The organism is Streptomyces sp. NPDC050856 (assembly GCF_040653855.1).
GTDB lineage: Bacteria > Actinomycetota > Actinomycetes > Streptomycetales > Streptomycetaceae > Streptomyces.
In genome coordinates this window covers 1-22,892 of record NZ_JBFAGV010000002.1, presented here as the reverse complement: position 1 = coordinate 22,892, position 22,892 = coordinate 1, and the positions used below count along the sequence as shown (strand labels likewise).

19 protein-coding genes and 2 rRNA genes are annotated in these 22,892 nt (G+C 71.7%); 9 read left to right on the top strand and 12 right to left on the bottom strand.

The genetic code is table 11. The features are described 5' to 3' along the window. Positions 1 to 344: 344 nt before the first annotated feature. Positions 345 to 911: a DJ-1/PfpI family protein gene (locus AB0H53_RS02035; RefSeq protein WP_362105721.1), complete on the top strand. Its 567-nt coding sequence runs from the start codon at positions 345 to 347 to the stop codon at positions 909 to 911. A 248-nt stretch (positions 912 to 1,159) separates the two neighbouring features. On the opposite strand, the gene AB0H53_RS02030 is transcribed toward AB0H53_RS02035, so the two are convergent. Together AB0H53_RS02030 and AB0H53_RS02025 are read right to left on the bottom strand one after the other, a co-directional pair. Continuing rightward, the gene (locus AB0H53_RS02030) at positions 1,160 to 1,828 is read right to left on the bottom strand and encodes an HAD hydrolase-like protein (RefSeq protein ID WP_362105718.1); all 669 of its coding nucleotides are present in this window, start codon (positions 1,826 to 1,828) and stop codon (positions 1,160 to 1,162) included. A gap of 76 nt (positions 1,829 to 1,904) precedes the next feature. Next, positions 1,905 to 2,420 (bottom strand): hypothetical protein, encoded by a 516-nt coding sequence (locus tag AB0H53_RS02025; protein ID WP_362105715.1) that lies wholly within the window; start codon positions 2,418 to 2,420, stop codon positions 1,905 to 1,907. 273 nt (positions 2,421 to 2,693) lie between these two features. Here AB0H53_RS02025 and AB0H53_RS02020 point away from each other — a divergent pair, with 273 nt between their 5' ends. Continuing rightward, positions 2,694 to 3,143, top strand: coding sequence for an Rv3235 family protein (locus AB0H53_RS02020; RefSeq protein ID WP_362105713.1), 450 nt, complete (start codon positions 2,694 to 2,696; stop codon positions 3,141 to 3,143). A 159-nt stretch (positions 3,144 to 3,302) separates the two neighbouring features. Here the strand turns inward: AB0H53_RS02020 and secA are convergent, their stop codons facing one another. Continuing rightward, entirely contained in the window at positions 3,303 to 6,116 is a 2,814-nt protein-coding gene (gene secA, locus AB0H53_RS02015) for a preprotein translocase subunit SecA (protein WP_362105710.1), read from the bottom strand. Between the two features lie 240 nt (positions 6,117 to 6,356). Here secA and AB0H53_RS02010 point away from each other — a divergent pair, with 240 nt between their 5' ends. Both AB0H53_RS02010 and AB0H53_RS02005 read left to right on the top strand, forming a co-directional pair. Further along, the gene (locus AB0H53_RS02010; protein ID WP_362105707.1) at positions 6,357 to 6,932 is read left to right on the top strand and encodes a GNAT family N-acetyltransferase; all 576 of its coding nucleotides are present in this window, start codon (positions 6,357 to 6,359) and stop codon (positions 6,930 to 6,932) included. Positions 6,933 to 6,962: 30 nt separating this feature from the next. Next, positions 6,963 to 8,126 carry a crosslink repair DNA glycosylase YcaQ family protein gene (locus AB0H53_RS02005; RefSeq protein WP_362105704.1) on the top strand — a complete coding sequence of 388 codons (1,164 nt, stop codon included), beginning with the start codon at positions 6,963 to 6,965 and terminating at the stop codon, positions 8,124 to 8,126. Between the two features lie 207 nt (positions 8,127 to 8,333). On the opposite strand, the gene AB0H53_RS02000 is transcribed toward AB0H53_RS02005, so the two are convergent. From AB0H53_RS02000 to mtnA, 7 genes are all read right to left on the bottom strand, one after another. Further along, positions 8,334 to 9,107 carry a response regulator transcription factor gene (locus AB0H53_RS02000; RefSeq protein WP_362105702.1) on the bottom strand — a complete coding sequence of 258 codons (774 nt, stop codon included), beginning with the start codon at positions 9,105 to 9,107 and terminating at the stop codon, positions 8,334 to 8,336. 191 nt (positions 9,108 to 9,298) lie between these two features. Beyond that, a complete protein-coding gene (gene raiA, locus AB0H53_RS01995; protein WP_362105699.1) occupies positions 9,299 to 9,994 on the bottom strand; it encodes a ribosome-associated translation inhibitor RaiA in 696 nt (231 codons plus the stop codon). A 332-nt stretch (positions 9,995 to 10,326) separates the two neighbouring features. Then, a complete protein-coding gene (locus tag AB0H53_RS01990) occupies positions 10,327 to 11,055 on the bottom strand; it encodes a ComF family protein (RefSeq protein WP_362105696.1) in 729 nt (242 codons plus the stop codon). A 145-nt stretch (positions 11,056 to 11,200) separates the two neighbouring features. Continuing rightward, positions 11,201 to 13,045 carry an LpqB family beta-propeller domain-containing protein gene (locus tag AB0H53_RS01985; protein WP_362105693.1) on the bottom strand — a complete coding sequence of 615 codons (1,845 nt, stop codon included), beginning with the start codon at positions 13,043 to 13,045 and terminating at the stop codon, positions 11,201 to 11,203. After that, positions 13,035 to 15,044, bottom strand: coding sequence for an MtrAB system histidine kinase MtrB (gene mtrB / locus AB0H53_RS01980; RefSeq protein WP_362105690.1), 2,010 nt, complete (start codon positions 15,042 to 15,044; stop codon positions 13,035 to 13,037). Before mtrB ends, AB0H53_RS01985 begins: the two co-directional genes overlap by 11 nt. Before the next feature lies 1 nt (position 15,045). Next, the gene (mtrA, locus tag AB0H53_RS01975; RefSeq protein WP_362105687.1) at positions 15,046 to 15,735 is read right to left on the bottom strand and encodes a two-component system response regulator MtrA; all 690 of its coding nucleotides are present in this window, start codon (positions 15,733 to 15,735) and stop codon (positions 15,046 to 15,048) included. A 4-nt stretch (positions 15,736 to 15,739) separates the two neighbouring features. Next, positions 15,740 to 16,891, bottom strand: a complete 1,152-nt coding sequence (gene mtnA, locus AB0H53_RS01970) for an S-methyl-5-thioribose-1-phosphate isomerase (RefSeq protein WP_362105684.1) — start codon at positions 16,889 to 16,891, stop codon at positions 15,740 to 15,742. Positions 16,892 to 17,073: 182 nt separating this feature from the next. Between mtnA and AB0H53_RS01965 the strand changes: the two genes are divergently transcribed. From AB0H53_RS01965 to AB0H53_RS01945, 5 genes are read left to right on the top strand one after another with little or no spacing between them, the layout of a single operon-like run. Next, positions 17,074 to 18,306, top strand: a complete 1,233-nt coding sequence (locus AB0H53_RS01965; RefSeq protein WP_362105681.1) for a glycerophosphoryl diester phosphodiesterase membrane domain-containing protein — start codon at positions 17,074 to 17,076, stop codon at positions 18,304 to 18,306. Positions 18,307 to 18,310: 4 nt separating this feature from the next. Next, positions 18,311 to 18,994 (top strand): DUF4129 domain-containing protein, encoded by a 684-nt coding sequence (locus tag AB0H53_RS01960; RefSeq protein WP_362105678.1) that lies wholly within the window; start codon positions 18,311 to 18,313, stop codon positions 18,992 to 18,994. Further along, complete coding sequence (locus AB0H53_RS01955; protein ID WP_362105676.1) at positions 18,991 to 20,199, top strand: DUF4350 domain-containing protein; 1,209 nt, start codon at positions 18,991 to 18,993, stop codon at positions 20,197 to 20,199. Before AB0H53_RS01960 ends, AB0H53_RS01955 begins: the two co-directional genes overlap by 4 nt. Continuing rightward, positions 20,196 to 21,179 carry a MoxR family ATPase gene (locus tag AB0H53_RS01950; protein WP_362105673.1) on the top strand — a complete coding sequence of 328 codons (984 nt, stop codon included), beginning with the start codon at positions 20,196 to 20,198 and terminating at the stop codon, positions 21,177 to 21,179. The genes AB0H53_RS01955 and AB0H53_RS01950 overlap by 4 nt, the downstream gene beginning before the upstream one ends. 11 nt (positions 21,180 to 21,190) lie before the next feature. Continuing rightward, positions 21,191 to 22,501 carry a DUF58 domain-containing protein gene (locus AB0H53_RS01945; protein WP_362105670.1) on the top strand — a complete coding sequence of 437 codons (1,311 nt, stop codon included), beginning with the start codon at positions 21,191 to 21,193 and terminating at the stop codon, positions 22,499 to 22,501. Between the two features lie 124 nt (positions 22,502 to 22,625). Here the strand turns inward: AB0H53_RS01945 and rrf are convergent. Together rrf and AB0H53_RS01935 are read right to left on the bottom strand one after the other, a co-directional pair. After that, positions 22,626 to 22,742 (bottom strand): 5S ribosomal RNA (gene rrf, locus AB0H53_RS01940). A gap of 76 nt (positions 22,743 to 22,818) precedes the next feature. Further along, positions 22,819 to 22,892: ribosomal RNA gene (locus AB0H53_RS01935) — 23S ribosomal RNA — on the bottom strand; the annotation flags it as partial.

Sequence of the window (22,892 nt, the reverse complement as noted above, 5' to 3'; positions counted from 1 at the left end):
CTGGCTCCTGTCGCGCGCCGTTGCGTGACGTAGGTGAAGGAAGTGACACAACGCCACGACGCGGGGTATCCGGTCTGAGGCGACGTTATGCCGCGATGAGAGATCTCCGGGCCGTTATTGGCCAATTTTGGCGGCCGGGCCGGATGGAAGGAAAGATCAGCAGCCGCCCGGGCACGTCGGCACACCGGGCGCTGGCCGGAGGCTTCGCTGCCCCCTCGGCGTATCGCGCTGATCACGGGACAAGGCTATCGCTCTTGCCCCCTGGACCGTCATGAGCCGTATGTGTACAAAAGCGGGGCCCGAAGTTTGACACTGTGGACAGCGACAGACGGAGGCAGACAGGCATGGCACCGAAAATCCTGATCGTCACGGGAGACGCGGCGGAGTCGCTGGAGGTCCTCTACCCCTACCAGCGACTGCGCGAGGAGGGGTACGAGGTGCACATCGCGGCCCCGTCCCGCAAGAGGTTGCGCTTCGTCGTGCACGATTTCGAGCCGGGGTACGACACGTACACCGAGAAGCCCGGTTACAGCTGGCCGGCCGACCTGGCCTTCTCGGAAGTCGAGCCGAGCCAGTACGCCGCGGTGGTGATCCCGGGCGGCCGGGCTCCCGAGTACCTGCGCAACGACCCCGAGCTGCGCAAGATCGTCAAGGCCTTCTTCGACGCCGACAAGCCGGTGGCCCAGATCTGCCACGGCCCGCTGCTGACGGCGGTGGTCGGCGCCCTGGAGGGCCGCCGGGTGACGGCGTACCCGGCCCTGGAACCGGACATGCAGGCGGCCGGCGCCACCTTCCAGGACATGGAGGCGGTGGTGGACGGCACCCTGGTCTCCTCCCGCGCCTGGCCGGACCACGCCGCCTGGATGCGCGCGTTCATCGAGGTGCTCCGCTCCCGGTCCCCGCAGCCCTGACCGGCAGCGGGTCGCCGGGCCGGGCGAGGGCGGGCGGCGGGGCCGGTGCGGGGGCGGCCGGGCCGGGCGCGGGCGGGCGGGGGGCCGGCCGCCGGACCTGACGGCGGACCGGACGCCGGGGCGGCGCGCACGCCATGGGCGGCACGGAGGGCGGGCACCGCGGCGCCGCACCGGGGACGCGGCCGGCGCGGTCCGCCACCCAGCGGCACCAGACGCGCCACCCCTCGCCCCCCGGGACGCGGCGCGGCCTACGCGACCAGGTCCTCCGCGACCGCGACCGCCTCCGCGAGGGTGTCGACCACCGGGACGCCCGCGACCTCCAGGCTGGCGCGGCTGTGCGAGCCGCCCGTGTAGAGCACCGCCCGCGCCCCGACATGGGCCGCCGCCACCGCGTCGTCCGCCGCGTCACCGATGACCACCACCCGGTCCGGCGACGAGGTCACCCCGCTCAGCGTCAGCAGGTGCCGGACCATGTGTTCGGCCTTGCCCGAAGTGGAGGCGCCGGTCCGCCCGTCCACCCGGATGAACCGCTCCTCGATGCCGTGCCGCCGCACGATCGGCACCAGGCGGTCGTGCGGGGCGAGCGACAGCAGCGACTGCGTGTGCCCGGCGTCCTGCCGTCCGGCCAGCAGCTCGGCCGCCCCGGCCGTCAGCCCGCAGGTCTCGGCCCGTATCCAGTAGTGCCGGTGGAACGCCTCGTCCATCACCAGCCACTCCGCCTCGGTGGGCAGCCGCCCCATCAGCCGCTCGTAGAACAGCGGGACCGGCACGCAGTACAGCTCGCGGTACCGCTCGAGGGTGATCGGCTCCATGCCGATCTCCGCGAAGGCCGCGTTCGTCGCACCGATCACCGCGCCGATGTCGTCGAGCAGCGTGCCGTTCCAGTCCCACACCAGGTGGGTCCCGAGCTTCCCCATGCGAAAACCGTACCGGCAGGGACCGACACCCCGCAGGGGGGTCGAACGGGTGACGGCCCGGGAGGCAGGTGCCCCGTCAGCCGTCGCGGCCGACGAGCCCGGGAATCTCCTGCACGCCGAACCACAGCAGTTCGTGGTCCTCGGCCCCGTCCACCGTGAACCGCGCGTCGTCGTCGCCCTGGTCCGCCGCGCCGAGCGCGTCCGCCGCCGCGGCCACGTCGGCCTCGGCGTCCTCCGCGTCCGCGTGCACGGCCGCCGCCTTGGCCAGCGGCACCGCGTCCGCGATCCGGACCTCGCCGACGGACGACGCGTCCAGCCCCCCGTCCGGGTCGGCGGCCGCCGCCCGGTCCGGTACGTCGACGGCCACGACGATCCGTCGGCGCGCGGCGTCCGGATCACCGGCGATCAGCCGGAGCGAGGCGGCGGCGGCGCGGCTCAGCGCCGCGTACTCCAGCTCCTCGATGTCGTCGGAGACGTACCACTCGCGCAGCCCGGGCGTCACGGCGTAGGCGGTCAGCGGGCCGGGGCCCAGCTCACCGGTCCGGTGCGCCTGTGTGAGACCGGGAAGGGTCAGTGGAACGTACACGCGCATGGCAGGCCGCTTTCGTAGTCGGGGACGCCCTCAGGATACGTGCGGAGTCCCCCTTCGGGCCCGGCCTGCCGTCCGGCCCCACCCGGACCGTCCCCGCGCCCACCGCCGTGCCGCCCAGCCCTCACGCCGCCGTCACCCTGATAGGTGAACCGCCGGCGGGCCCCGCCGGCCGCCCGGTGCGCGTTGCGGGGGCCCGCCCCGGCCCCGTAGAAGATCAGCGACGCAAGTTACCGCCCGGTATTGCCCCGGGCCGAACGAACGGGGGCGAGCACCATGAACACCGCCGCAGCCAGCACCACGACCGGCCCGGCCGGGCGCCGCGACCAGCGCGGGCCGGGTGCCGCCCGGCCCCGCACCGGGGCCGCTCCCGGGCGGGCCCCGGTACGCCGCCCACTGCCGCCCCACCTGGTGTTCGCCGAGCGGCTGCTCGCCGTCCTGAGCGGTGAGCGCCCGGTCCACTGGATGCTCGGCCAGACCGTCGGCGAGGCGTACGACCAGCTCATCCGGCTGGCGCCCGCCACACCGCTGCGCGCCCGCGACGGCGCCCGCCCCGTCCTGCGCCGCTGCGGCGGACACCCGCTCCGGCCGGGTGTGGTCGAGGCGTTCGCCAGTGTCACGGCGGGTGAACAGGTCCGGGCCATGGCGTTCCGCCTGGAGCAGGGCGCCGACCGCAAATGGCGCTGCGCGGCCGTCGAGCTCGGCGGCGAACGCACTCCCGCGTAGCTCCGCGACGATCCCCGCCCACCGGTGTCACCGGTTGCGCGGGCACCAGGGACGCCACTGGTCATCACCGGCGTCACCGGCGTCACCGGCCATGACGAAGCGGGGCCGGCCGTGCGACACCCGCACGGCCGACCCCGCTCCCACGCCCTCGCCCGGCCGCTACTTCTTGCGGCGCCGGCCGCCCTTCTGGGCCTTGCGGCGCTCCGCGCGGGTCATGCCGTCCGTCTCCGAGCGGGCCGGGCCGTCGCCGTTCTCGAAGTCGCCCTCGATGATCCCGCCCTCGCCGTCCACGGTCGGCGCGGAGAAGTGCAGCCGGTCCGGACGCTGCGGCGCGTCCAGCCCCTTGGCACGGATCTCCCGGCGCCCGGAGCCCGCCGCCACGGCGTCCTGCTTGGCCAGCGAGGTCTTGTCGGCGTCCGGCACCGGGACCTCCTCGACCTGCTGCTCGACCTGGACCTCCAGGTTGAACAGGTAGCCGACGGACTCCTCCTTGATGCCCTCCATCATGGCGGTGAACATGTCGAAGCCCTCCCGCTGGTACTCGACCAGCGGGTCCTTCTGGGCCATGGCCCGCAGGCCGATGCCCTCCTGGAGGTAGTCCATCTCGTAGAGGTGCTCACGCCACTTGCGGTCCAGCACCGACAGCACCACGCGCCGCTCCAGCTCGCGCATGATGTCCGAGCCGAGCTGCTTCTCACGCGCTTCGTACTGCTCGTGGATGTCGTCCTTGACGGACTCCGCGATGAACTCGGCGGTGATACCGGCCCGGTCGCCGGCCGCCTCCTCCAGCTCCTCGATGGTGACCTTGCACGGGTAGAGCTGCTTGAAGGCGCTCCACAGCCGCTCCAGGTCCCACTCCTCCGCGAAGCCCTCGACGGTCTCCGCCTGGATGTACGCGTCGATGGTGTCGTCCATGAAGTGCCGGATCTGCTCGTGCAGGTCCTCACCCTCCAGGACGCGGCGGCGCTCGCCGTAGATGACCTCGCGCTGCCGGTTGAGCACCTCGTCGTACTTCAGGACGTTCTTACGGGTCTCGAAGTTCTGCTGCTCCACCTGCGACTGCGCGGACGCGATCGCACGCGTGACCATCTTGTTCTCGATCGGCACGTCGTCGGGCACATTGGCCATCGACATCACGCGCTCGACCATCTGGGCCTTGAACAGCCGCATCAGGTCGTCACCGAGCGAGAGGTAGAAGCGGGACTCGCCCGGGTCGCCCTGACGGCCGGAACGACCGCGCAGCTGGTTGTCGATACGCCGCGACTCGTGCCGCTCCGTGCCCAGCACGTACAGCCCGCCGAGCTCCTTGACCTCCTCGGACTCGGCCTTGACCGCGAGCTCGGCCTTCTCCAGCGCGGCGGGCAGGGCCGCGACCCACTCGTCGGGGTGCTCGACCGGGTCCAGGCCCCGCTGGCGCAGCTCCGCCTCGGCGAGGTCGTCGGGGTTGCCGCCGAGCTTGATGTCGGTACCGCGGCCGGCCATGTTGGTGGCGACCGTGACGGCGCCCTTGCGGCCGGCCTGGGCGACGATCGACGCCTCCCGGTCGTGCTGCTTGGCGTTGAGCACCTCGTGCGGGATGCCGCGCTTGGACAGCTGCTGGGAGAGGTACTCGGACTTCTCGACCGACGTCGTGCCGACGAGGATCGGCTGGCCCTTCTTGTGCTTCTCCGCGATGTCGTCGACGACCGCCGCGAACTTGGCGACCTCGGTGCGGTAGATCAGGTCCGACTGGTCCTGGCGGACCATCGGCCGGTTCGTCGGGATCGGCACGACGCCCAGCTTGTAGATCTGGTGGAACTCGGCGGCCTCGGTCATGGCCGTACCGGTCATGCCGGAGAGCTTGTCGTAGAGGCGGAAGAAGTTCTGCAGGGTGATCGTGGCGAGCGTCTGGTTCTCGTCCTTGATGTCCACCCCTTCCTTCGCCTCGATCGCCTGGTGCATGCCCTCGTTGTAGCGGCGGCCGGCGAGGATACGGCCGGTGTGCTCGTCGACGATCATGACTTCGCCGTCGATGACGACGTAGTCCTTGTCCTTCTTGAACAGTTCCTTGGCCTTGATGGCGTTGTTCAGGTACCCGACGAGGGGGGTGTTCACCGACTCGTAGAGGTTGTCGATGCCCAGCCAGTCCTCGACCTTGGCGACCCCGGACTCGTGGATGCCGACGGTGCGCTTCTTCTCGTCGACCTCGTAGTCGCCGGTCTCCTCGATGCCCTTCAGCGGGTTGCCGGGCTCACCGCGCTTCAGGCGGGTGACCAGCTTGGCGAAGTCGCCGTACCACTTGGTGGCCTGGTCCGCCGGGCCGGAGATGATCAGCGGCGTACGGGCCTCGTCCACCAGGATCGAGTCGACCTCGTCGACACAGGCGTAGTTGTGGCCGCGCTGGACGAGCTCGTCCTTGGACCAGGCCATGTTGTCGCGCAGGTAGTCGAAGCCGAACTCGTTGTTCGTGCCGTACGTGATGTCGCAGTTGTACTGCTCACGGCGCTGCGCCGGCGACATGTTGGACAGGATGCAGCCGACCGACAGGCCCAGGAACTTGTGGACCCGGCCCATCATGTCGGAGTCGCGTTCCGCCAGGTAGTCGTTGACGGTGATCATGTGCACGCCCTTGCCGGACAGGGCGTTGAGGTAGGCCGGCAGCGTGCCGACGAGGGTCTTGCCCTCACCGGTCTTCATCTCGGCGACATAACCGAGGTGCAGCGCGGCGCCACCCATGAGCTGTACGTCGTAGTGGCGCTGTCCGAGGACGCGCTTGGCGCCCTCACGGACGGTCGCGAACGCCTCGGGGAGCAGGTCGTCGAGGCTCTCACCGTCGGCGTAACGCTGCTTGTACTCCTCGGTGAGAGCCCGCAACTCGGCGTCGGAGAGGTGGACGAAGTCCTCTTCGATGGAGTTGACCTGGTCCGCGATGCGGTGCAGTTTGCGCAGGATCTTGCCTTCGCCTGCACGCATGAGCTTGTTGAAGACGGACACTGAGGTTGGTCTCCTTGCCGATCGGGCCTGGCACTAGGTCTTGTCATGGACACTGGCGCGGGCACGGCAGGTGGGCCCCACCGCAACGGCCATCGTAAGCGAGGACGCCGCCGCGCCGGGAGGCCTGCGCCGAGCGAGGGCCGGCTGCCGCCCGGATGGTGAACGCACGGGACGCCGCGAAGGTGCCGCTGATCTCGAAAAGTGTTCGCCCGGTGCACCCCTCCGCACGACAATGCCGCCATGGAGCCCATCACCCTCACCACCGATCGCCTGCTGCTGCGCGCCTACACGCCCGCCGACGCCGACGAGGTCCACCGGGCTTGTCAGGATCCCGACATCCAGCGGTGGATCCCGGTGCCCGTCCCGTACGAGCGGCAGGACGCCGAGGAGTTCGTCGGCCGGACGGTCCCCGAGGGCTGGCGCACGGACACCGCGTACGCCTTCTCCGTGCGCCCCCGGGCGGGCGGGCCGCTGCTCGGGGCGATCAACCTGCACAACCCGCGCGCCGGCGGCTGGGAGATCGGCTTCTACACGGTCGCGGAGCACCGGGGCCGGGGGTACGCGGTGGAGAGCGCGCGGGCGGCGGCCCACTGGGCGTTCACCAGCCTGGGCTGCACCCGGCTGGAGTGGCGCGCCGGCGTCGGCAACACGGGCTCGCGCGCCGTCGCCGAGAAGGCCGGCTTCACCATCGAGGGCACCCTGCGGGCGGCCGACGCCTTCCGGGGAACGGTGCGGGACTGCTGGGTCGGCTCCCTGCTCCCCTCCGATCTCGGCCGGCCGAGCCCCCTGCCGTACGTCCCGTCGCCCCCGGACTGACTGTCAGTGCCCCCGTCTATCGTGCCGGACATGACGACCCTGCCGCGGCCCACCGCCGAACTCTCCGCCGACGAGGCCCGTCGTATCGCACTGCGCGCCCAGGGTTTTCTGGGCGCTCCCGACCGCCGCGCGGGGGTGCGCGGCGTACTGCGCCATCTCGGCGCGGTGCAGCTGGACACCATCTCGGTGCTGGCGCGCTCGCACGAGCTGGTCCCGTACGCGCGCCTGGGCGCGGTGGGCCGCAGAACGGTCGAGGAGGCGTACTGGACCGACCGGCACGCCTTCGAGTACTGGTCGCACGCCGCCTGCGTCCTGCCGATCGAGGAGTGGCCGCACTTCGCCTTCCGCCGCCGGGCCTACCGCTCCCGGCCGCAGTGGTCCCACGACCTGCCGGACGGCGCGTACGACGCGGTGATCGAGCAGCTTCGCGCGCAGGGGCCGCTGACCGCCACGGAGCTCGGCGGAGCCAAGAACGGCGGCGAGTGGTGGGACTGGTCCGCGTCGAAGGTCGCCGTCGAGCGCGCGCTGATGTACGGAGAGGTGGTCTGCACCGAGCGGCGCGGCTGGAAGCGGGTGTACGACCTGGCCGAGCGCGCCGTCCCCGGCCACCTGCTGCACGACGAGCTGGACGACACCGAGTGCCTGCGCCGTCTGGTGCGGCTGGCCGGCCAGGCCCTGGGGGTCGGCACCCGCGCGGACATCGCCGACTACCACCGGCTCAGGGGCGAGCAGTTCGACGCGGTGGTCGCCGACTCGGGGCTGGTCCCGGTACGGGTGCAGGGGTGGGACAAGCCCGCCTGGGCGGACCCCCGGGCGCTGGAGAGCGAGCCGCGCGGCCGGCACCGCACGACGCTGCTGTCGCCCTTCGACTCGCTGGTCTGGGAGCGGGCACGCACCGAGCGGCTCTTCGGCTTCACCCACCGCCTGGAGGCGTACGTCCCCAAGCAGAAGCGCGTCCACGGCTACTTCGCGATGCCGCTGCTGGCGGGCGGGCAGCTGGTCGGCCGGGTCGACCCGGCGCGCGAGGGCTCGACCCTGGTGGCGAAGCAGGTGTCGCTGGCGGGCCCCCGGGCCATACCGGCGATGGGCCAGGCGCTGCGGGAGGCGGCGGAGTGGGTGGGCTGCGACGCGGTACGGATCGAGCGCGTCGACCGGCCGGAGTTCGCCGCCGCGCTGACGGCCGCGGTCGCCTGACCTCCGCGGGACGCGCTGCGGGGACGGGTTGGCGGGCCGGGGCGGGGGGCGGTGGGGCGGACGGATCGCGGGGACGGGTTCGTGGGCCGGGACGGACCGCGGGGACGGACGCGAGCGCGCCAGGCCCGCTGGGACGAGGGCGGACTCGGTGCGGACGGGCCTTGTCGGCCCGGGACGCGCCGTGTGGCCGCCGCCCCGCCCCGGCGCTCACCTGATTTCGAGGATCTTCTCCCGCATCGCGTACACCACGGCCTCCATCCTGGAGTGGAGCTGAAGCTTCTCCAGGATGTTCCGGACGTGGTTCTTCACCGTGTTCTCCGAGATGAACAGCTCCTTGGCGATGTCCCGGTTGTTCATCCCGGTGGCGACCAGCTTGAGCACCTCCAGTTCCCGGTCGGTCAGCCGCGGCGCCGGTACGAGCCGGCGCTCGTCGGTGCGCTGGATCATCGACTTGAACTCGGTGAGGAGCTTGGACGCCATCGAGGGGCTGATCTGGGACTGGCCGTCGGCGACCGCCCGGATCGCGGTGGCCACCTCGTCGGTGGAGATCTCCTTGAGGAGGTAGCCCGTCGCACCCGCCTTGATGGCGTCGTAGAGGTCGGCCTCCTCGTCGCTGATCGTCAGTATGATGATCTTGGCGCTGGGCGCCACCTCCTTGATGGAGGTGCACGCCTCGATCCCGCCGCGCTTGGGCATCCGCACGTCCATCAGCACGATGTCGGGCAGCAGGTCGGCGGCCTTGTCGACGGCCTCCGCCCCGTCCCCCGCCTCACCGACGACCTGGATGTCCTCCTCCTGGGCGAGGACGATCTCCAGGCCCCTGCGGAAGAGCGCGTGGTCGTCGACCACCAGAACCCTGATGGGTTCACCGCGCGACGTACCGCCGTCCGTGCCGGTGCCGGGGCAACTGCCCGCAGCCGCCCCGCCCGACGGGGCGTGGGAGCCGCCCGGGTGGTGCACCGGGCCGAAGCTGTCCGCCATCGTTCCTCCCCCTGAAGGCCGCGGCCTGAGATCATGGTCCATGCCAATCACGCTCCATGGAGCACTGGTTGGCGCCTCGTCATGATTCCATGCCCGGCCGCCCGAGCGGTGATCCTCCGGTCGCACGATGATGCCCCTGGGGGCGCACAGGGCGCTCCAGGGGCATCATTTCCGGACAGGTTCAGGCGCTGTCAGCCGCCGAGCGCACCACCCGGGCCGCCCCCTTCCAGGCCTTCCGGGCCGGCCAGCGGGTCGGTCTCCAGGTGGATGACGCCGTAGTCATAGGCGTGACGCCGGTAGACGACGCTGGGCTGCTTGGTCTCGGAGTCGACGAACAGATAAAAATCGTGTCCGACCAGTTCCATCTCGTAGAGGGCCTGGTCGAGCGTCATGGGGGCGGCGGTGTGGGTCTTCTCGCGGACCACCAGCGGTCCCTCGCCCCGCACTTCGAGCGGTCCCATCTTCGTGGTGGGAACGTCCGTCGTCTCCTCGGCGCCGAGAACACCGGACTCGTTGATCTCGGCCACACCGGGCACCGCTGTGGAGACCTCGGCGGCCGACAGCCGGCCGGCGCCACGGCGGGTGTGGCGCTTGTCGTGCTGCTTGCGCAGCCGCGCCTCGAGCTTGCCCGTGGCGAGGTCGAGCGCTGCGTACGGGTCGCCGGCAGCGGCCTCCGCCCGGATCACCGGGCCTCGGGAGTGGAGGGTGATCTCCACGCGGTCGGACCGGTCGGCCTGCCGCGGGTTGTGCTCCTTGGACACCTCGACGTCGAGGCTGATCACCTTGCCGTCGAGCTTCTGGATCTTCTCCAGCTTCAGCTTCTCGGCCACGTGCTTGCGGAACCGCTCGGGCACCTCGGTCTTGCGGCCCTTGACGACGATGTCCACGCAGAACTCCGTTCCCGGATCGCTCCGACCAGCTCACTGGCTGGCGGGCATCTCCCTTTTTGCACCAGACCCCGGTGAGCCCCGGAGTCTCGGACTTGGCGACTTAGCCCTCCTCCTCCCCAGTCGACAAGGTCCTCACCCCACCAACTTCCATGTATCTGACGTCCCGGATTCCGCCCGGAGCACGGCAGCGCATTCGGTGAAGCGCGGCTTTCGCCATTCCTCACAACCGAACATAGCTCGCTCGGACGTATGTCGGCACCCGCTGAACGCAGGTACCTCCGATCAGGTGTTTTCGCTCTCTTACTCCCTGCAACGATGCGTCTTTCCTGTCAGTTCCGCTTTATTCCGAAGGCACTCGGTACCGCTGCCACGACGGCCGCGTCCACCGGCGTGAGTGCCGGAAATGGCCGGGCGTGGACGGCACTCAGTGCCCGGGCCGCCTCGGTCAGGGAGGCACCCGTCGTCATCAGGTCGTCCACCAGGACGACCCGGCCGTCCGACAGCAGCCGTCCCGCCCCGCGCACCACCTCCAGCGCGCCCGCCAGGTTCGCCGCCCGCTGCCAGGGGTCCAGCCCCGACTGGTCGGCCACCTCCCGCCGCTGCCGCAGCACCGGAAGGACCCGCGCCGCCGTCCCGGTACGCCGCAGCTCCCGCGCCGCCGCGGACGCGATCCGCCGGGTGGCGTCGTGCCCCCGTGCCCGTACCGCGCGCCGCGCCGAGGGCACCGCCACCAGCAGCAGGGGGCCGGTTCCGGCGCCCGCGGAGCGCGACGCAGCAGCCCTGACGGCGCCGGCGAGCGCGACGCCGAGCGGTCCGGCCAGCCCCAGCGCGCCCCGCTCCTTGTGCCCGAGCAGCAGCGCCCGTACCGCGTCGGTGTACGGCGCCGCCGCATGCACCACCGGTAGACCCGCGGGCTCGGGCACCGGCCTCACCCGGCGAGGCCCCGCCCGGTGCAGGGCCTCCCGGCAAGCAGCGCACAGGGGCGTACGGGGCAGACCGCAGCCACCGCAGGCGTCCGGCAGCACGAGCCCGGCGAACTCCCGCCACCATCCCCGCATGGCCACCACTGTCCCAAGGGTCCGGGCGCCCTGCCACCCCTGTGGAAAACCCCGGCCCGGGCGGGGAGCGGGGCGGGTCGGGACATACCAGGCCGCCGGGCGGCCCTGGCGGGGCCGCACCGGGCCGATCCGGGGGCCGCGCGCGTCAGCCGGGGTAGACCGGCGAGGTGCCCTTGGCGACGGGCTGCCAGTTGACACCGGCCTGCAGCCGTACGATCCCGTCGTCGGTGGAGGCCGCCACCAGCGGCACCCGGTCGTCGTTCGCCGCGCCGACCGCCTTCACCTGGTTCAGGCCCGGGACGCCGGTGACCGACGTGGAACCGTCCGTCTGGATGTACCGCACCTGCTGCACCCCGCCGGCCAGCTTGCCCAGCACCACCAGGCGGCTCGGCCCGGCCCAGGAGACCGAGGTCACCGACTCCATCCGGGGCGCGACGGACTGCAGGTCCGCCACCGCCACCAACGGCTGGGCGACCGTGCCGGACCGCTCCACCCGCCCGATGTGCAGGGTCGTCCTGTCACCCTTCTCCAGCAGCAGCGCCACCCGCGCCCCGTCCTCGGAGACCCGCAGCGCCTTGACGCGGACACCATCACGGAGCCACGGCGTCGTGACCGTCAGCGGCTCCCCCGAACCCCCGGGGATCATCAGCAGCCGGGGCTTCGCCGCGTCGCGGTCGGCCACCCACAGGTCGCCGCGCCCGTCCCAGCTGGGCGCGGACAACCGCTCACCGGGCCTGCCACCACTGCGCACGATCGGCTCCGGCAGCTGTCCCTCCGAGGAGATGGAGGCCATCCGCAGTTCCCGGCCACCCGACGTCACAGCGGCCGCGTACCGCTCGTCCCTGGCCACGGCGACCTCGTCCACCCGGACCGCGCCGTTGCCGAAGGGCCCCGGCACGTGCTCCGTGCGGCCGATGTCCTTCGCCGCCACCTCCAGCTTCGCCAACTGTCCGCGTCCGTCGATGAAGTACAGGTTCTCCGGAAGACCGGCGGTGGGATCCGGCATGAAGTCCTCCTTCTGCCTCTCCCCCAGCGCGCACAGCAGCGAGCCGTCCGACCGCAGCAGCACCACTTCCTCCACCCTCGTGGACGCCAGGTCCCCGACGGTGAACAGCAATTGCGCGGCCATCTTCAGACAGCGCTCACGCCCGACATCGTCCGCCTTGTCGTTCAGCGGCACCTTCAGCGTGTTCTGGTCGTCGGGCGTCAGGGACGTGACGTCCTTCTTGAGCGCCGTACCGGTGGGAAAGCGGGAATCCACCACCGGTTCCAGCCAGTCGGTCGGACCCTCGAGCAATGCCTTGACCGTCTGCGCCACCGGATCCATCCGCGTGACCGGATCCTGCCGCTGCCGGATGTACACCGGGTCGGCCACGACCCGGTTGCGGCCGGAGGCGAAGTAGTACTTGTTGACCGACCGGTAATTGCGCTGGAAATCCGACTCGCCGAGCACCAGCCCCTGCGGCGGGCCGTCGATCCGCCATTCCTTGTTCTTGCCGTCCGGACTGCTCACCTGCGTCAGGTGGATCGTCCCGGTGAAGTCGGTCGGGGCCGTCGGCGTGTAGGCGTGCCGGCTGTCCACGATCGCGATCTGCTGGCCGTACAAGGGGTAGACGAGGCCGGGCGCCTCCTTGCTGGTGGTGTGGCCCGGCTTGGGATCGGGCGCCGCGGCGAGCACCGTGGTGCGCTCCTCGGGCTTCCAGCTCTGCGCCGCCTGCTTGGTCAGGTAGGTACGGGCCGTGGCGAACCCGGGGTCGTCACCGGTCATCGCCTCCAGGAAACCGTTGACGATCTCGTCCGGTTCCGCGTTCTCCCGGGGCGGCACCGGGTACACCCGGACCTGGGAGTCGCCCGGAGTGGACGCCTTCACGGCGGCCACGTCCCCGCTGTCCGGCATCGACGCGCACCCCGCGAGCAGCGCGCCGCAGCCGAGCAGCGCCGCCCCCCGCGCCGTACGTCCACCGCTGTACCGACGACGGTCAGCGCCCACGAGTCGTGCCCTCCCGCTCCGCGTTCCGCACCGACGGGGCCTTGTCGCCCGTCGCCTCCCCCGCGCCGCGGGCCACGACCCGGGAGCCGTTGCCGGGCAGGGCCGTCGGGTCGGCGCTCGCGCCCTGGCCCTGCCGGGGCGGTATCGGCGCGTGCGGCGACACCGGCATCGGCGAGCGGCCCATGGCGGCCTGCCCCGGCACGGTCGCCAGACGTCCGCCGTCCTGCCCGTTCTCGGCGGCGGCCCGCTCACGGTTGCGCCGCGAGTCCTCAGGCTCCAGGGGTATCGGTGAACCGCGCAGCGGCTCGTCCGCCGTACGCGGCAGTGTCAGCCGGAACTGCGAGCCGCCTCCCGGCTCGCCCCACGCCTGCAGCCATCCCCCGTGCAGCCGGGCGTCCTCGACGGCGATCGACAGGCCGAGGCCCGTACCGCCGGTCGTCCTGGCCCGCGCCGGGTCGGCCCGCCAGAAGCGGTTGAACACGCGCGTCGCCTCCCCCGGCTTGAGACCCACTCCGTAGTCGCGCACGGCGACGGCCACGGCGCCGCCCGCGGCGGCCATCCGCACCACCACGTCCCGGCCCTCGCCGTGCTCGACGGCGTTGACGACCAGATTGCGCAGCACGCGCTCGACACGGCGCGCGTCGGCCTCGGCGACCACCGGCTGCTCGTCGCCCACGACGACGATGCGCCCGCCCTTGCGCTCGGCCAGCGGCTCGGCCCCGCCGATCACCCGGCGTACGACCTGCCGCAGGTCTATCGGCTCCGCCTCCAGGGCCGCCGCGCCCGCGTCGAAGCGGCTGATCTCCAGCAGGTCCGCGAGCAGCGACTCGAACCGGTCGAGCTGGTCGCCCAGCAGTTCCGCGGAGCGTGCCGTCACCGGGTCGAAGTCCGCACGCGCCTCGTGGATGACGTCGGCCGCCATCCGCACGGTCGTCAACGGCGTGCGCAGCTCGTGCGACACGTCCGAGACGAACCGGCGCTGCATCCTCGACAGCTCCTCCAGTTGCTGGATCTTGACCTGGAGGTTGTGCGCCATCTTGTTGAAGGCCTCACCGAGCCGGGCGATGTCGTCCTCACCGGTGACCTTCATCCGCTCCTGGAGCCGGCCGGCGGACAGCCGCTCGGCGATGCCCGCCGCCATCCGTACCGGTGTGACGACCTGCCGCACCAGCAGCCAGGCGATCGCGCCGACCAGGACGACCACGAACAGCCCGGCCGTCGCGAGCGTCGTCTTGACCAGGGAGAGCGACTCCTCCTCCTGGGTGAGCGGGAAGAGGTAGTAGAGCTCGTAGGGATTGCCCTCGATGTCGTTGAGCCGCTTGCCGATCACCAGCGCGGCCTCGGAGTGCTTGCCGTCGGTGTACTGGATCCGGGCGTACGTCTGGAACGTCCCCGTCCCCTGGCCGACCGATTCCCGCAGCCCGGCCGGGATGCTGGTCACCGGCTCCACGCCGCCCGACGCCCGGGCACCGCGGCTGGGCGCCGAGCCCTCGGCGTCGGAACTCAGCGCCACCACGTTGAAGGCGCTCTGCCCACCGCTGGCGAGCTGCACCACCAGATCGGACCGCCAGTTCAGCGACGACCGCGCGGGCGTGCCGTCCGTGCCGCCGTCCGGACCACCCGGCACGGGCGGCGCGCTCGCCTGGTCCTGCGCCGCGGAGAAGCCGCCCGACGCCTGGCTCTGCGCCGCCTTCTCCTTGGCGTCCAGCAGACCGTTGCGCACCTGCCCGATGACGACGAACCCGAGCAGCAGCACCACACCGAGCGACATCAGCAGCGTGCCGGCGACCACCCGCAGCTGGATGTTGCGCCGCCACAGCCGCACGGCCGGCAGCAGGGGGCGGCGCAGCCAGCGCACGACGAGACGGAGCACCGGGCCGCCCGGCGCCCCGTCCTGGAACAGCCGGCCGACGCGTGAGGGCCCGGGCCCCGGCCCGGCAGCCCGCCCCGCACGGACTCCCGGAACCCCGGGCTTCGGAGCAGCACTGCCGCGGGGCATGTCAGCTCGGTCCTGCCTTGTAACCGACACCGCGGACGGTCACCACGATCTCCGGCCGCTCCGGGTCCTTCTCCACCTTGGAGCGCAGCCGCTGCACATGCACGTTGACCAGCCGGGTGTCGGCGGCGTGCCGGTAGCCCCAGACCTGCTCCAGCAGCACCTCCCGGGTGAACACCTGCCACGGCTTGCGGGCCAGCGCGACCAGCAGGTCGAACTCCAGGGGCGTCAGCGCGATCGACTGGCCGTCCCGCTTCACGGAATGGCCCGCCACGTCGATGACCAGGTCACCGATGGTCAGCTGCTCCGGCGCGGGCTCCTCCGACCTGCGCAGCCTGGCACGGATGCGGGCGACCAGCTCCTTGGGCTTGAACGGCTTGACGATGTAGTCGTCCGCCCCCGACTCGAGACCGACCACCACATCCACGGTGTCGCTCTTGGCGGTGAGCATCACGATCGGCACCCCGGACTCGGCCCGGATGAGCCGGCACACCTCGATGCCGTCCCGTCCGGGCAGCATGAGGTCCAGCAGCACCAGATCCGGCTTGACCTCCCGGAACACGGCGAGTGCCTTGTCACCATCCGCTACGAACGACGGCTCGAAACCTTCTCCACGCAGCACAATCCCGAGCATCTCGGCCAGTGCGGTGTCGTCGTCGACGACAAGGACGCGTCCCTTCATATTCGACATCATCCCATTAGCTAATCGTTACCTGGCGTGACCTGGCACACAGCTCCGCGATTCCTGCGCCGGTCACCGGCGACACCGTGCCCAGCTCGGTGACGATCGCGGTCACCAGTTCCGGCGGCGTGACGTCAAAGGCCGGGTTGTACGCCTGCGTTCCGAGCGGCGCCACCGGCAGCCCGCCGCCGGCCGCCACTCCGGCGACCGCGATCTGGGGCGGGGCAGTGAGCTCCGTCACCTCGTGGCCGGGCCGCTGCTCCACCTCGATGGAGGCGCCGTCGGGAGTGTCGGGATCGATCGTCGTGGTGGGCGCCACCACGACGAACGGCACATGGTGGTACTTGGCCAGCACCGCGAGCGGATAGCTGCCCACCTTGTTGGCCACCGACCCGTCGGCGGCGATCCGGTCGGCCCCGATGAGTACCGCGTCCACCTCCCCCGCCGCGAACAGCGACCCGGCGGCGTTGTCGGTGAGCAGGGTGTACGCCAGACCGTTGCGGGCCGCCTCGTACGCCGTGAGGCGGGCACCCTGCAGCAGCGGCCGGGTCTCGTCCACCCACAGCCTGCGCAGCCGGCCCGCCCTGTGTGCCTCCAGCGCCACGGCGAACGCGGTGCCCTCACCACCCGAGACCAGCGCGCCGGTGTTGCAGTGCGTCAGGATGCGGTGGCTGCCTCCGGGCAGCAGCTCGTCCAGCAGCGCCAGGCCGTGGCCCGCCATCCGCGCACTGGCCTCGGCGTCCTCCCGGTGCAGCTCCCGGGCCTCGGCCAGCGCGGCCTCGGCCGCTTCCCGGGAGTCGGCGCCCCCGCCGAGCGCAGCCCGGTACACACCGGCCGCGCGCCGGACGCCGTACCCGAGGTTCACCGCGGTGGGCCGCGCACCGGCCAGCAGGGCGGCGGCCTCGTCCACGTCGTACCCCCGCGCGGCGGCCAGCGCGACGCCGTAGGCACCGGCGATGCCCAGCAGCGGCGCTCCCCGGACGGCCAGGCTCTGGATCGCCCCGACCAGCGCCGGTACGTCCGTGCAGACCAGCTCGACCTCCTCGGCGGGCAGCCGTGTCTGGTCCAGGAGCACCACCACCGGCCCTTCCGGTGGCTCCTCCCAGCGCAGTGCGGGCAGCTCGGGCGGCTCGGTCGGAGCGGCAGTTTGTGCGTACTGATCAGCCATCCGCCCAGTCTGCCCGCTGAGCCTCCGACAATGAAGGTGCCAAGGAGATACGGGCTCAGGCCCGGCGGCGGGCGGCGCGTGGCACGATGGCAGCCAGCCTGCCGTCCCACCGGGCGGCCCGGCACCGTGACCGGGCGGGCTCCTCGAGCCGGCCCCGCGACCAATCCACGAGGTGGACGACCGTGAACGACACTCCGGGCTGGGCCTCGCCCGGATCTGCCCCGTCCGAGGGCCAGGGCGCCGACGTCCCGCGGCCCGCCGAACCCGCCGATGAGCACGGTTCGGCCGTCAAGTGGTCCAAGGACCAGCCTCCGGCCGGTCAGTGGTCCCCGCCGACCGCGTCCGGCCCGTCCGGTCCGGTCCCGCCCCCGGCGCCCGCACCGGGCTGGGGCGGCGGTCACCAGCAGGGCGGCTGGGGAAGGCCACCGGCCGCCAAGCCCGGCGTCATCCCGCTGCGCCCACTGGGTGTGGGCGAGATCCTGGACGGTGCGGTGTCGACCCTGCGCGCCCACTGGCGCGCGGTGCTGGGCCTGACGATCACCGTGTCGGTGCTCACCCAGATCGGTGAGATCCTCCTTCAGCGCTATGTCGCCCCGGCCCCGCCGAAGATCGATCCCGACCCGACCCCCGCGCAAGCCCTCTCGCAGGCCGTCGAGTCCGCGCAGGTCAGTCTGATCACCCTGGCGCTGACCTCGGTCGTCACTCTCATCGGCACGCTCATCACCACCGCGTTGCTCACCGTGGTGATCAGCCGGTCGGTCCTGGGCCGCCCGGTGACCCTCTCCGACGCCTGGCGCGAGGCACGCCCACGGCTGCCGCAGCTGCTCGCCCTGACCCTGCTGCTGACCCTGCTGAGCATCGGCATCATGGCCGTGGGCCTGCTGCCCGGCCTGCTGATCGGCGGCTCCACGGCGGGAGTCGTGCTGATCACCCTGGGCGGCCTCGCCTCCGGCGTGGTCATCCTCTGGCTGATGATCCGGTTCAGTCTTTCCTCCCCGGCCCTGATGCTGGAACGGCAGGGCGTCAGGGCGTCCCTGCGGCGGTCGGCGAAGCTCGTCCAGGGTGCCTGGTGGCGCGTCTTCGGCATCCTGGCGCTCACCATGCTGTTGATGTTCCTGGTGACGGTGATCATCGCGATTCCCTTCGCCGTCATCGCGTACCTGGTGGACGGCGAGGGCGTGGGTGAGCTGTTCGCCGGTACGAACCCTGAGTTCGGCTGGCCGTTCCTGATCATCACCGGGGTCGGCGCCGTGATCGCCGCCGCGATCACCTACCCGATCTCCTCCGGCGTCTCCGTACTGCTGTACGTGGACCAGCGCATCCGCCGCGAGGCCCTGGACCTGGAACTGGCCCGCGCGGCAGGTGTGCCCGGTTACGGCTCCCCCTCCCCGGACGACACCGCCCCCAGGAGCTGATGCGGTGGCGATCACGGGGGGCGCCGCGACGGCAGGGCCGCTGAGCGGCGCGGACGACGACGTACCGGTGGACGTTCCGCGCGTTCCCGCCCGTGAGGCGGCGGAGCGGGAGCTGTCCGACCCCAGGTACCACGAGAACGACCCCAACCTGCTCCAGCGTGGGCTGGACCGCTTCTGGGAGTGGGTCAGCGGTGTCTTCGACGCCGCACCGGGGCCCGGGGGCCCACTGGGCATCGTGGTCGTCGTGCTGCTCGTGATGGCCCTGCTGGGAGCGCTGTGGTGGCGGCTGGGCACCCCGAGGCGCACACCGGGCGCCTCGGACTCCCTCTTCGGCGACGGTCCGCGCAGCGCGACGGACCACCGCGCCGCGGCCGAGCGGCACGCCGCCGCCGGCCGCTGGAACCAGGCCGTCCAGGAGCGGATGCGGGCGATCGTGAGGTCCCTGGAGGAACGGACCCTCCTCGATGCCCGTCCCGGTCGCACCGCAGACGAGGCGGCCGCCGAAGCAGGCCGTGCCCTGCCCTTCCACGCGGACGAGCTGCGCGCCGCCGCCCGCTCCTTCGACGACGTCACGTACGGCGGCCGCACCGCCGACCGCGAGGGGTACCAGCGCCTCCGGGACCTGGACACCTCTCTGGAGCGGACCAGGCCCCGGCTGGACGGCACGGCCTTGGAGGCGGCCGGATGACCGTCACCGCCACCTCCACCTCCCTCACCCCCGGCCAGCTCTGGGCCCGGGCCCGGGGCGTACTTCTCGCACTCGTCGTCCTCGTCGTCGCCGGAATCGTCATGGCCCTCCTGCGCTCCGGGGAACAGCACGGCAGGCTCGACCCGCGTTCCGCCGACCCCCACGGCAGCCGTGCCGTCGCCGAACTCCTCAAGGACCGCGGTGTCGCCACTCGGGTGGTCACCACCCTCGGCGAGGCCACCGGCGCCGGCGGCCCGGACACCACACTGCTCGTCGCCGCACCCGACCTGCTGACCGACCACCAGCGCGGGGTGCTCCGGGACGCCATGGACAGCGCCGGCGGCCGCACCGTACTGCTCGCCGCGGGTCCCGTCTCCCTCGACTCGCTCGCCCCGGCGGTGACCGCGGAGTCCCCCGGGTCGGTTTCCGCACGCGAGCCCGGCTGTTCCCTGCCCGCCGCCCGCCGGGCGGGCAGCGTCGACATCGGCGGCGAGCGCTACTCGACCCAGTTGACCGGTACGGACGCCTGCTACTTCAGCGACGGCCTGCCCACCATGCTCAGGGTGCCGGGGCCGGCCGGCGGCGACACCGTCCTGCTGGGTTCCCCCGACATCCTCTACAACAACCGCCTCGACAAGGTGGGCAACGCCTCGCTCGCCCTCCAGCTCCTCGGCTCCAAGCCCCATGTGGTCTGGTACCTCCCCTCGCTCAGTGATCCCTCCGCCTCCGAAGGCGGCGGTGACGGCAGTGACAGCGGGAACGAAAGCACCGAAGAGGACTTCCTCGGTCTCATCCCCTCCGGCTGGCTGTGGGGGACACTCCAGCTCGCCCTGGCCGCCGTCCTGGCCGCCGTCTGGCGTGCTCGCCGTCTCGGCCCCCTGGTGGCGGAACGGCTGCCGGTGGCCATCCGGGCGTCCGAATCCACCGAGGGCCGAGCCCGCCTCTACCGCAGAACCAACGCCCGCGACCGCGCGGCCACCGTCCTGCGCACCGCGACCCGCACCCGGCTCGCCTCACTCCTGGGCGTCCCCTCGACACAAGCCCACTCCCCCGACTCCCTGCTGCCCGCCGTGTCCGACCGGATCGCCCCGGGCGACCAGGACCTCCGGGGCCTGCTCTTCGGCCCGGCCCCCGCCGACGACACCGCACTCATCCTCCTGGCCGACCAACTCGACGCCCTCGAACGAGAGGTACGTAGCTCATGACCGCCCCGACCCCCGAGACCGCTGAGAACTCGGACCGCGCCCGCGCCTCGCTGGAGGCTCTGCGCACCGAGATCGGGAAGGCCGTGGTCGGGCAGGACCCCGCTGTCACCGGACTCGTCGTCGCACTTCTCTGCCGAGGCCACGTCCTCCTCGAAGGAGTCCCCGGTGTCGCCAAGACGCTGCTCGTCCGGGCGCTTGCCACGTCGCTCGAACTGGACACCAAGCGCGTGCAGTTCACCCCCGACCTGATGCCGAGCGATGTCACCGGATCGCTCGTCTACGACGCGCGCACCGCCGAGTTCTCCTTCCAGCCCGGCCCGGTCTTCACCAACCTCCTGCTCGCCGACGAAATCAACCGCACCCCGCCCAAGACGCAGTCCTCGCTGCTGGAGGCCATGGAGGAGCGGCAGGTCACGGTCGACGGCACACCCCGCCCCCTGCCCGACCCGTTCATGGTCGCCGCCACCCAGAATCCGGTCGAGTACGAGGGCACCTACCCCCTCCCCGAGGCACAACTGGACCGGTTCCTGTTGAAGCTGACGGTTCCTCTGCCCTCACGCCAGGATGAGATCAGCGTCCTTACCCGCCACGCGGAAGGCTTCAACCCCCGAGACCTGCAGGCTGCCGGCGTACGCCCAGTCGCCGGCCCCGCGGACCTGGAGGCCGCTCGCGCCGCAGTCGCCAAGACATCGGTCTCCGCCGAAATCGCCGGCTACGTCGTCGATATCTGCCGTGCCACTCGTGAATCCCCCTCACTCACGCTCGGTGTCTCCCCGCGAGGAGCCACCGCTCTTCTCTCCACCGCCCGCGCCTGGGCCTGGCTCACCGGCCGGGACTACGTCATCCCGGATGATGTGAAAGCCCTGGCACTCCCCACTCTTCGCCACCGTGTCCAGCTGCGACCCGAGGCGGAAATGGAGGGGGTCACCCCCGATTCCGTCATCACGTCGATCCTCGCCCACGTCCCCGTCCCCCGCTGAGGCGATGACCCGTGGCCCTCACCGGACGCACCGCGCTACTCGCCGCCCTGGGCTCTCTCCCCGTCGGCATCCTCGCCCCCAGCTGGACGGGGATGCTCGCCGTCAACGCCCCTCTCTCACTCGCAATTCTGTGCGACTACGCGCTCGCTGCGCCAGTACGAACGCTGCGATTCACCCGAACCGGTGACACAAGCGTTCGACTGGGTGACAGCGCCGACGTGCAACTCACCATCGGCAATCCCTCGCGTCGGACCCTGCGCGCCCAGGTCCGCGACGCCTGGCCGCCCAGCAGTTGGCTCCCCGGCGGGGACCTGGCCGCCTCCCGTCACGCCGTAACCGTCCCGGCCGGGGAACGGCGTCGCCTCACCACGGTGCTCCGGCCCACCCGACGCGGCGACCGGCACGCCGAGCGCGTCACCGTGCGCTCCTACGGTCCTCTCGGGCTGGCGGCCCGCCAGGGCAGTCACCGGGTCCCCTGGACGGTCCGGGTGCTGCCGCCCTTCACCAGCCGCAAGCACCTGCCGTCGCGGCTGGCCCGGCTTCGTGAGCTGGACGGACGCACGAGCGTGCTCACCCGCGGGGAAGGGACCGAATTCGACAGTCTCCGCGAGTACGTGCCCGGTGATGACACCCGCTCGATCGACTGGCGGGCCACGGCCCGGCAGACAACGGTGGCTGTCCGCACCTGGCGTCCGGAGCGCGACCGGCACATCCTGGTCGTGCTCGACACCGGCCGTACATCGGCCGGCCGTGTGGGCGACGTGCCACGCCTCGACGCCGCCATGGACGCGGCCCTTCTGCTGGCCGCGCTCGCCGCACGCGCCGGCGACCGGGTGGACCTGCTGGCCTACGACCGTCGAGTGCGGGCGCGGGTCCAGGGCCGCTCCGCCGGGGATCTGCTCCCCGCCCTGGTCGACGCCCTCGCTCCGCTCGAGCCCGAGCTCGTCGAGACGGACGCGCGGGGACTCAGCGCGACGGCCCTGACCAGTGCCCCACGCCGTTCGCTGATCGTTCTGCTCACGAACCTGGAGGCGGCGCCGGTCGAAGAGGGCTTGATCCCGGTACTTCCTCAGCTCACCCAGCGTCACACCGTTGTGGTCGCCGCTGTGTCGGACCCGCACACCGACGAGATGTCCCGGGCCCGGGGCACTGTCGACGCGGTGTACGAGGCCGCCGCCGGCACCCAGGCTCAGGCTCAGCGCCGCCGTACGTCGGAACAGCTCCAGCGCCTCGGCGTGACGGTCGTGGACGCCACCCCGGACACCCTCGCACCTGCTCTGGCCGATGCCTATCTGGCTCTGAAGGCCGCAGGCCGACTCTGATCCGGCAGCCAGCCGGTGAAAGCAGAAAAGCCCCCCTCCACCATGGAGACGGGGTTTCGGGCCCGGAACGCAGAAATGCCTCGGTCCCCGGACAGTAATGTCCGGGGACCGAGGCTCAAAAATTGTTCGGCGGCGTCCTACTCTCCCACAGGGTCCCCCCTGCAGTACCATCGGCGCTGAAAGGCTTAGCTTCCGGGTTCGGAATGTAACCGGGCGTTTCCCTAACGCTATGACCACCGAAACACTATGAAATAGAGAACTCAACCAGCACATGGGAGTTCGTTACTTCAGAACTAACACAGTGGACGCGAGCAACTGAGGACAAGCCCTCGGCCTATTAGTACCGGTCAACTCCACCCATTACTGGGCTTCCATATCCGGCCTATCAACC

Excerpts from the sequence above, each read along its gene's own strand:
- AB0H53_RS02035 (WP_362105721.1), top strand. The coding sequence starts at position 345 with ATGGCACCGAAAATCCTGATCGTCACGGGAGACGCGGCGGAGTCGCTG.
- AB0H53_RS02030 (WP_362105718.1), bottom strand. The coding sequence starts at position 1,828 with ATGGGGAAGCTCGGGACCCACCTGGTGTGGGACTGGAACGGCACGCTG.
- AB0H53_RS02025 (WP_362105715.1), bottom strand. The coding sequence starts at position 2,420 with ATGCGCGTGTACGTTCCACTGACCCTTCCCGGTCTCACACAGGCGCAC.
- AB0H53_RS02020 (WP_362105713.1), top strand. The coding sequence starts at position 2,694 with ATGAACACCGCCGCAGCCAGCACCACGACCGGCCCGGCCGGGCGCCGC.
- AB0H53_RS02010 (WP_362105707.1), top strand. The coding sequence starts at position 6,357 with ATGGAGCCCATCACCCTCACCACCGATCGCCTGCTGCTGCGCGCCTAC.
- AB0H53_RS02005 (WP_362105704.1), top strand. The coding sequence starts at position 6,963 with ATGACGACCCTGCCGCGGCCCACCGCCGAACTCTCCGCCGACGAGGCC.
- AB0H53_RS02000 (WP_362105702.1), bottom strand. The coding sequence starts at position 9,107 with ATGGCGGACAGCTTCGGCCCGGTGCACCACCCGGGCGGCTCCCACGCC.
- AB0H53_RS01990 (WP_362105696.1), bottom strand. The coding sequence starts at position 11,055 with ATGCGGGGATGGTGGCGGGAGTTCGCCGGGCTCGTGCTGCCGGACGCC.
- mtrB (WP_362105690.1), bottom strand. The coding sequence starts at position 15,044 with ATGCCCCGCGGCAGTGCTGCTCCGAAGCCCGGGGTTCCGGGAGTCCGT.
- mtrA (WP_362105687.1), bottom strand. The coding sequence starts at position 15,735 with ATGATGTCGAATATGAAGGGACGCGTCCTTGTCGTCGACGACGACACC.
- mtnA (WP_362105684.1), bottom strand. The coding sequence starts at position 16,891 with ATGGCTGATCAGTACGCACAAACTGCCGCTCCGACCGAGCCGCCCGAG.
- AB0H53_RS01955 (WP_362105676.1), top strand. The coding sequence starts at position 18,991 with ATGACCGTCACCGCCACCTCCACCTCCCTCACCCCCGGCCAGCTCTGG.
- AB0H53_RS01950 (WP_362105673.1), top strand. The coding sequence starts at position 20,196 with ATGACCGCCCCGACCCCCGAGACCGCTGAGAACTCGGACCGCGCCCGC.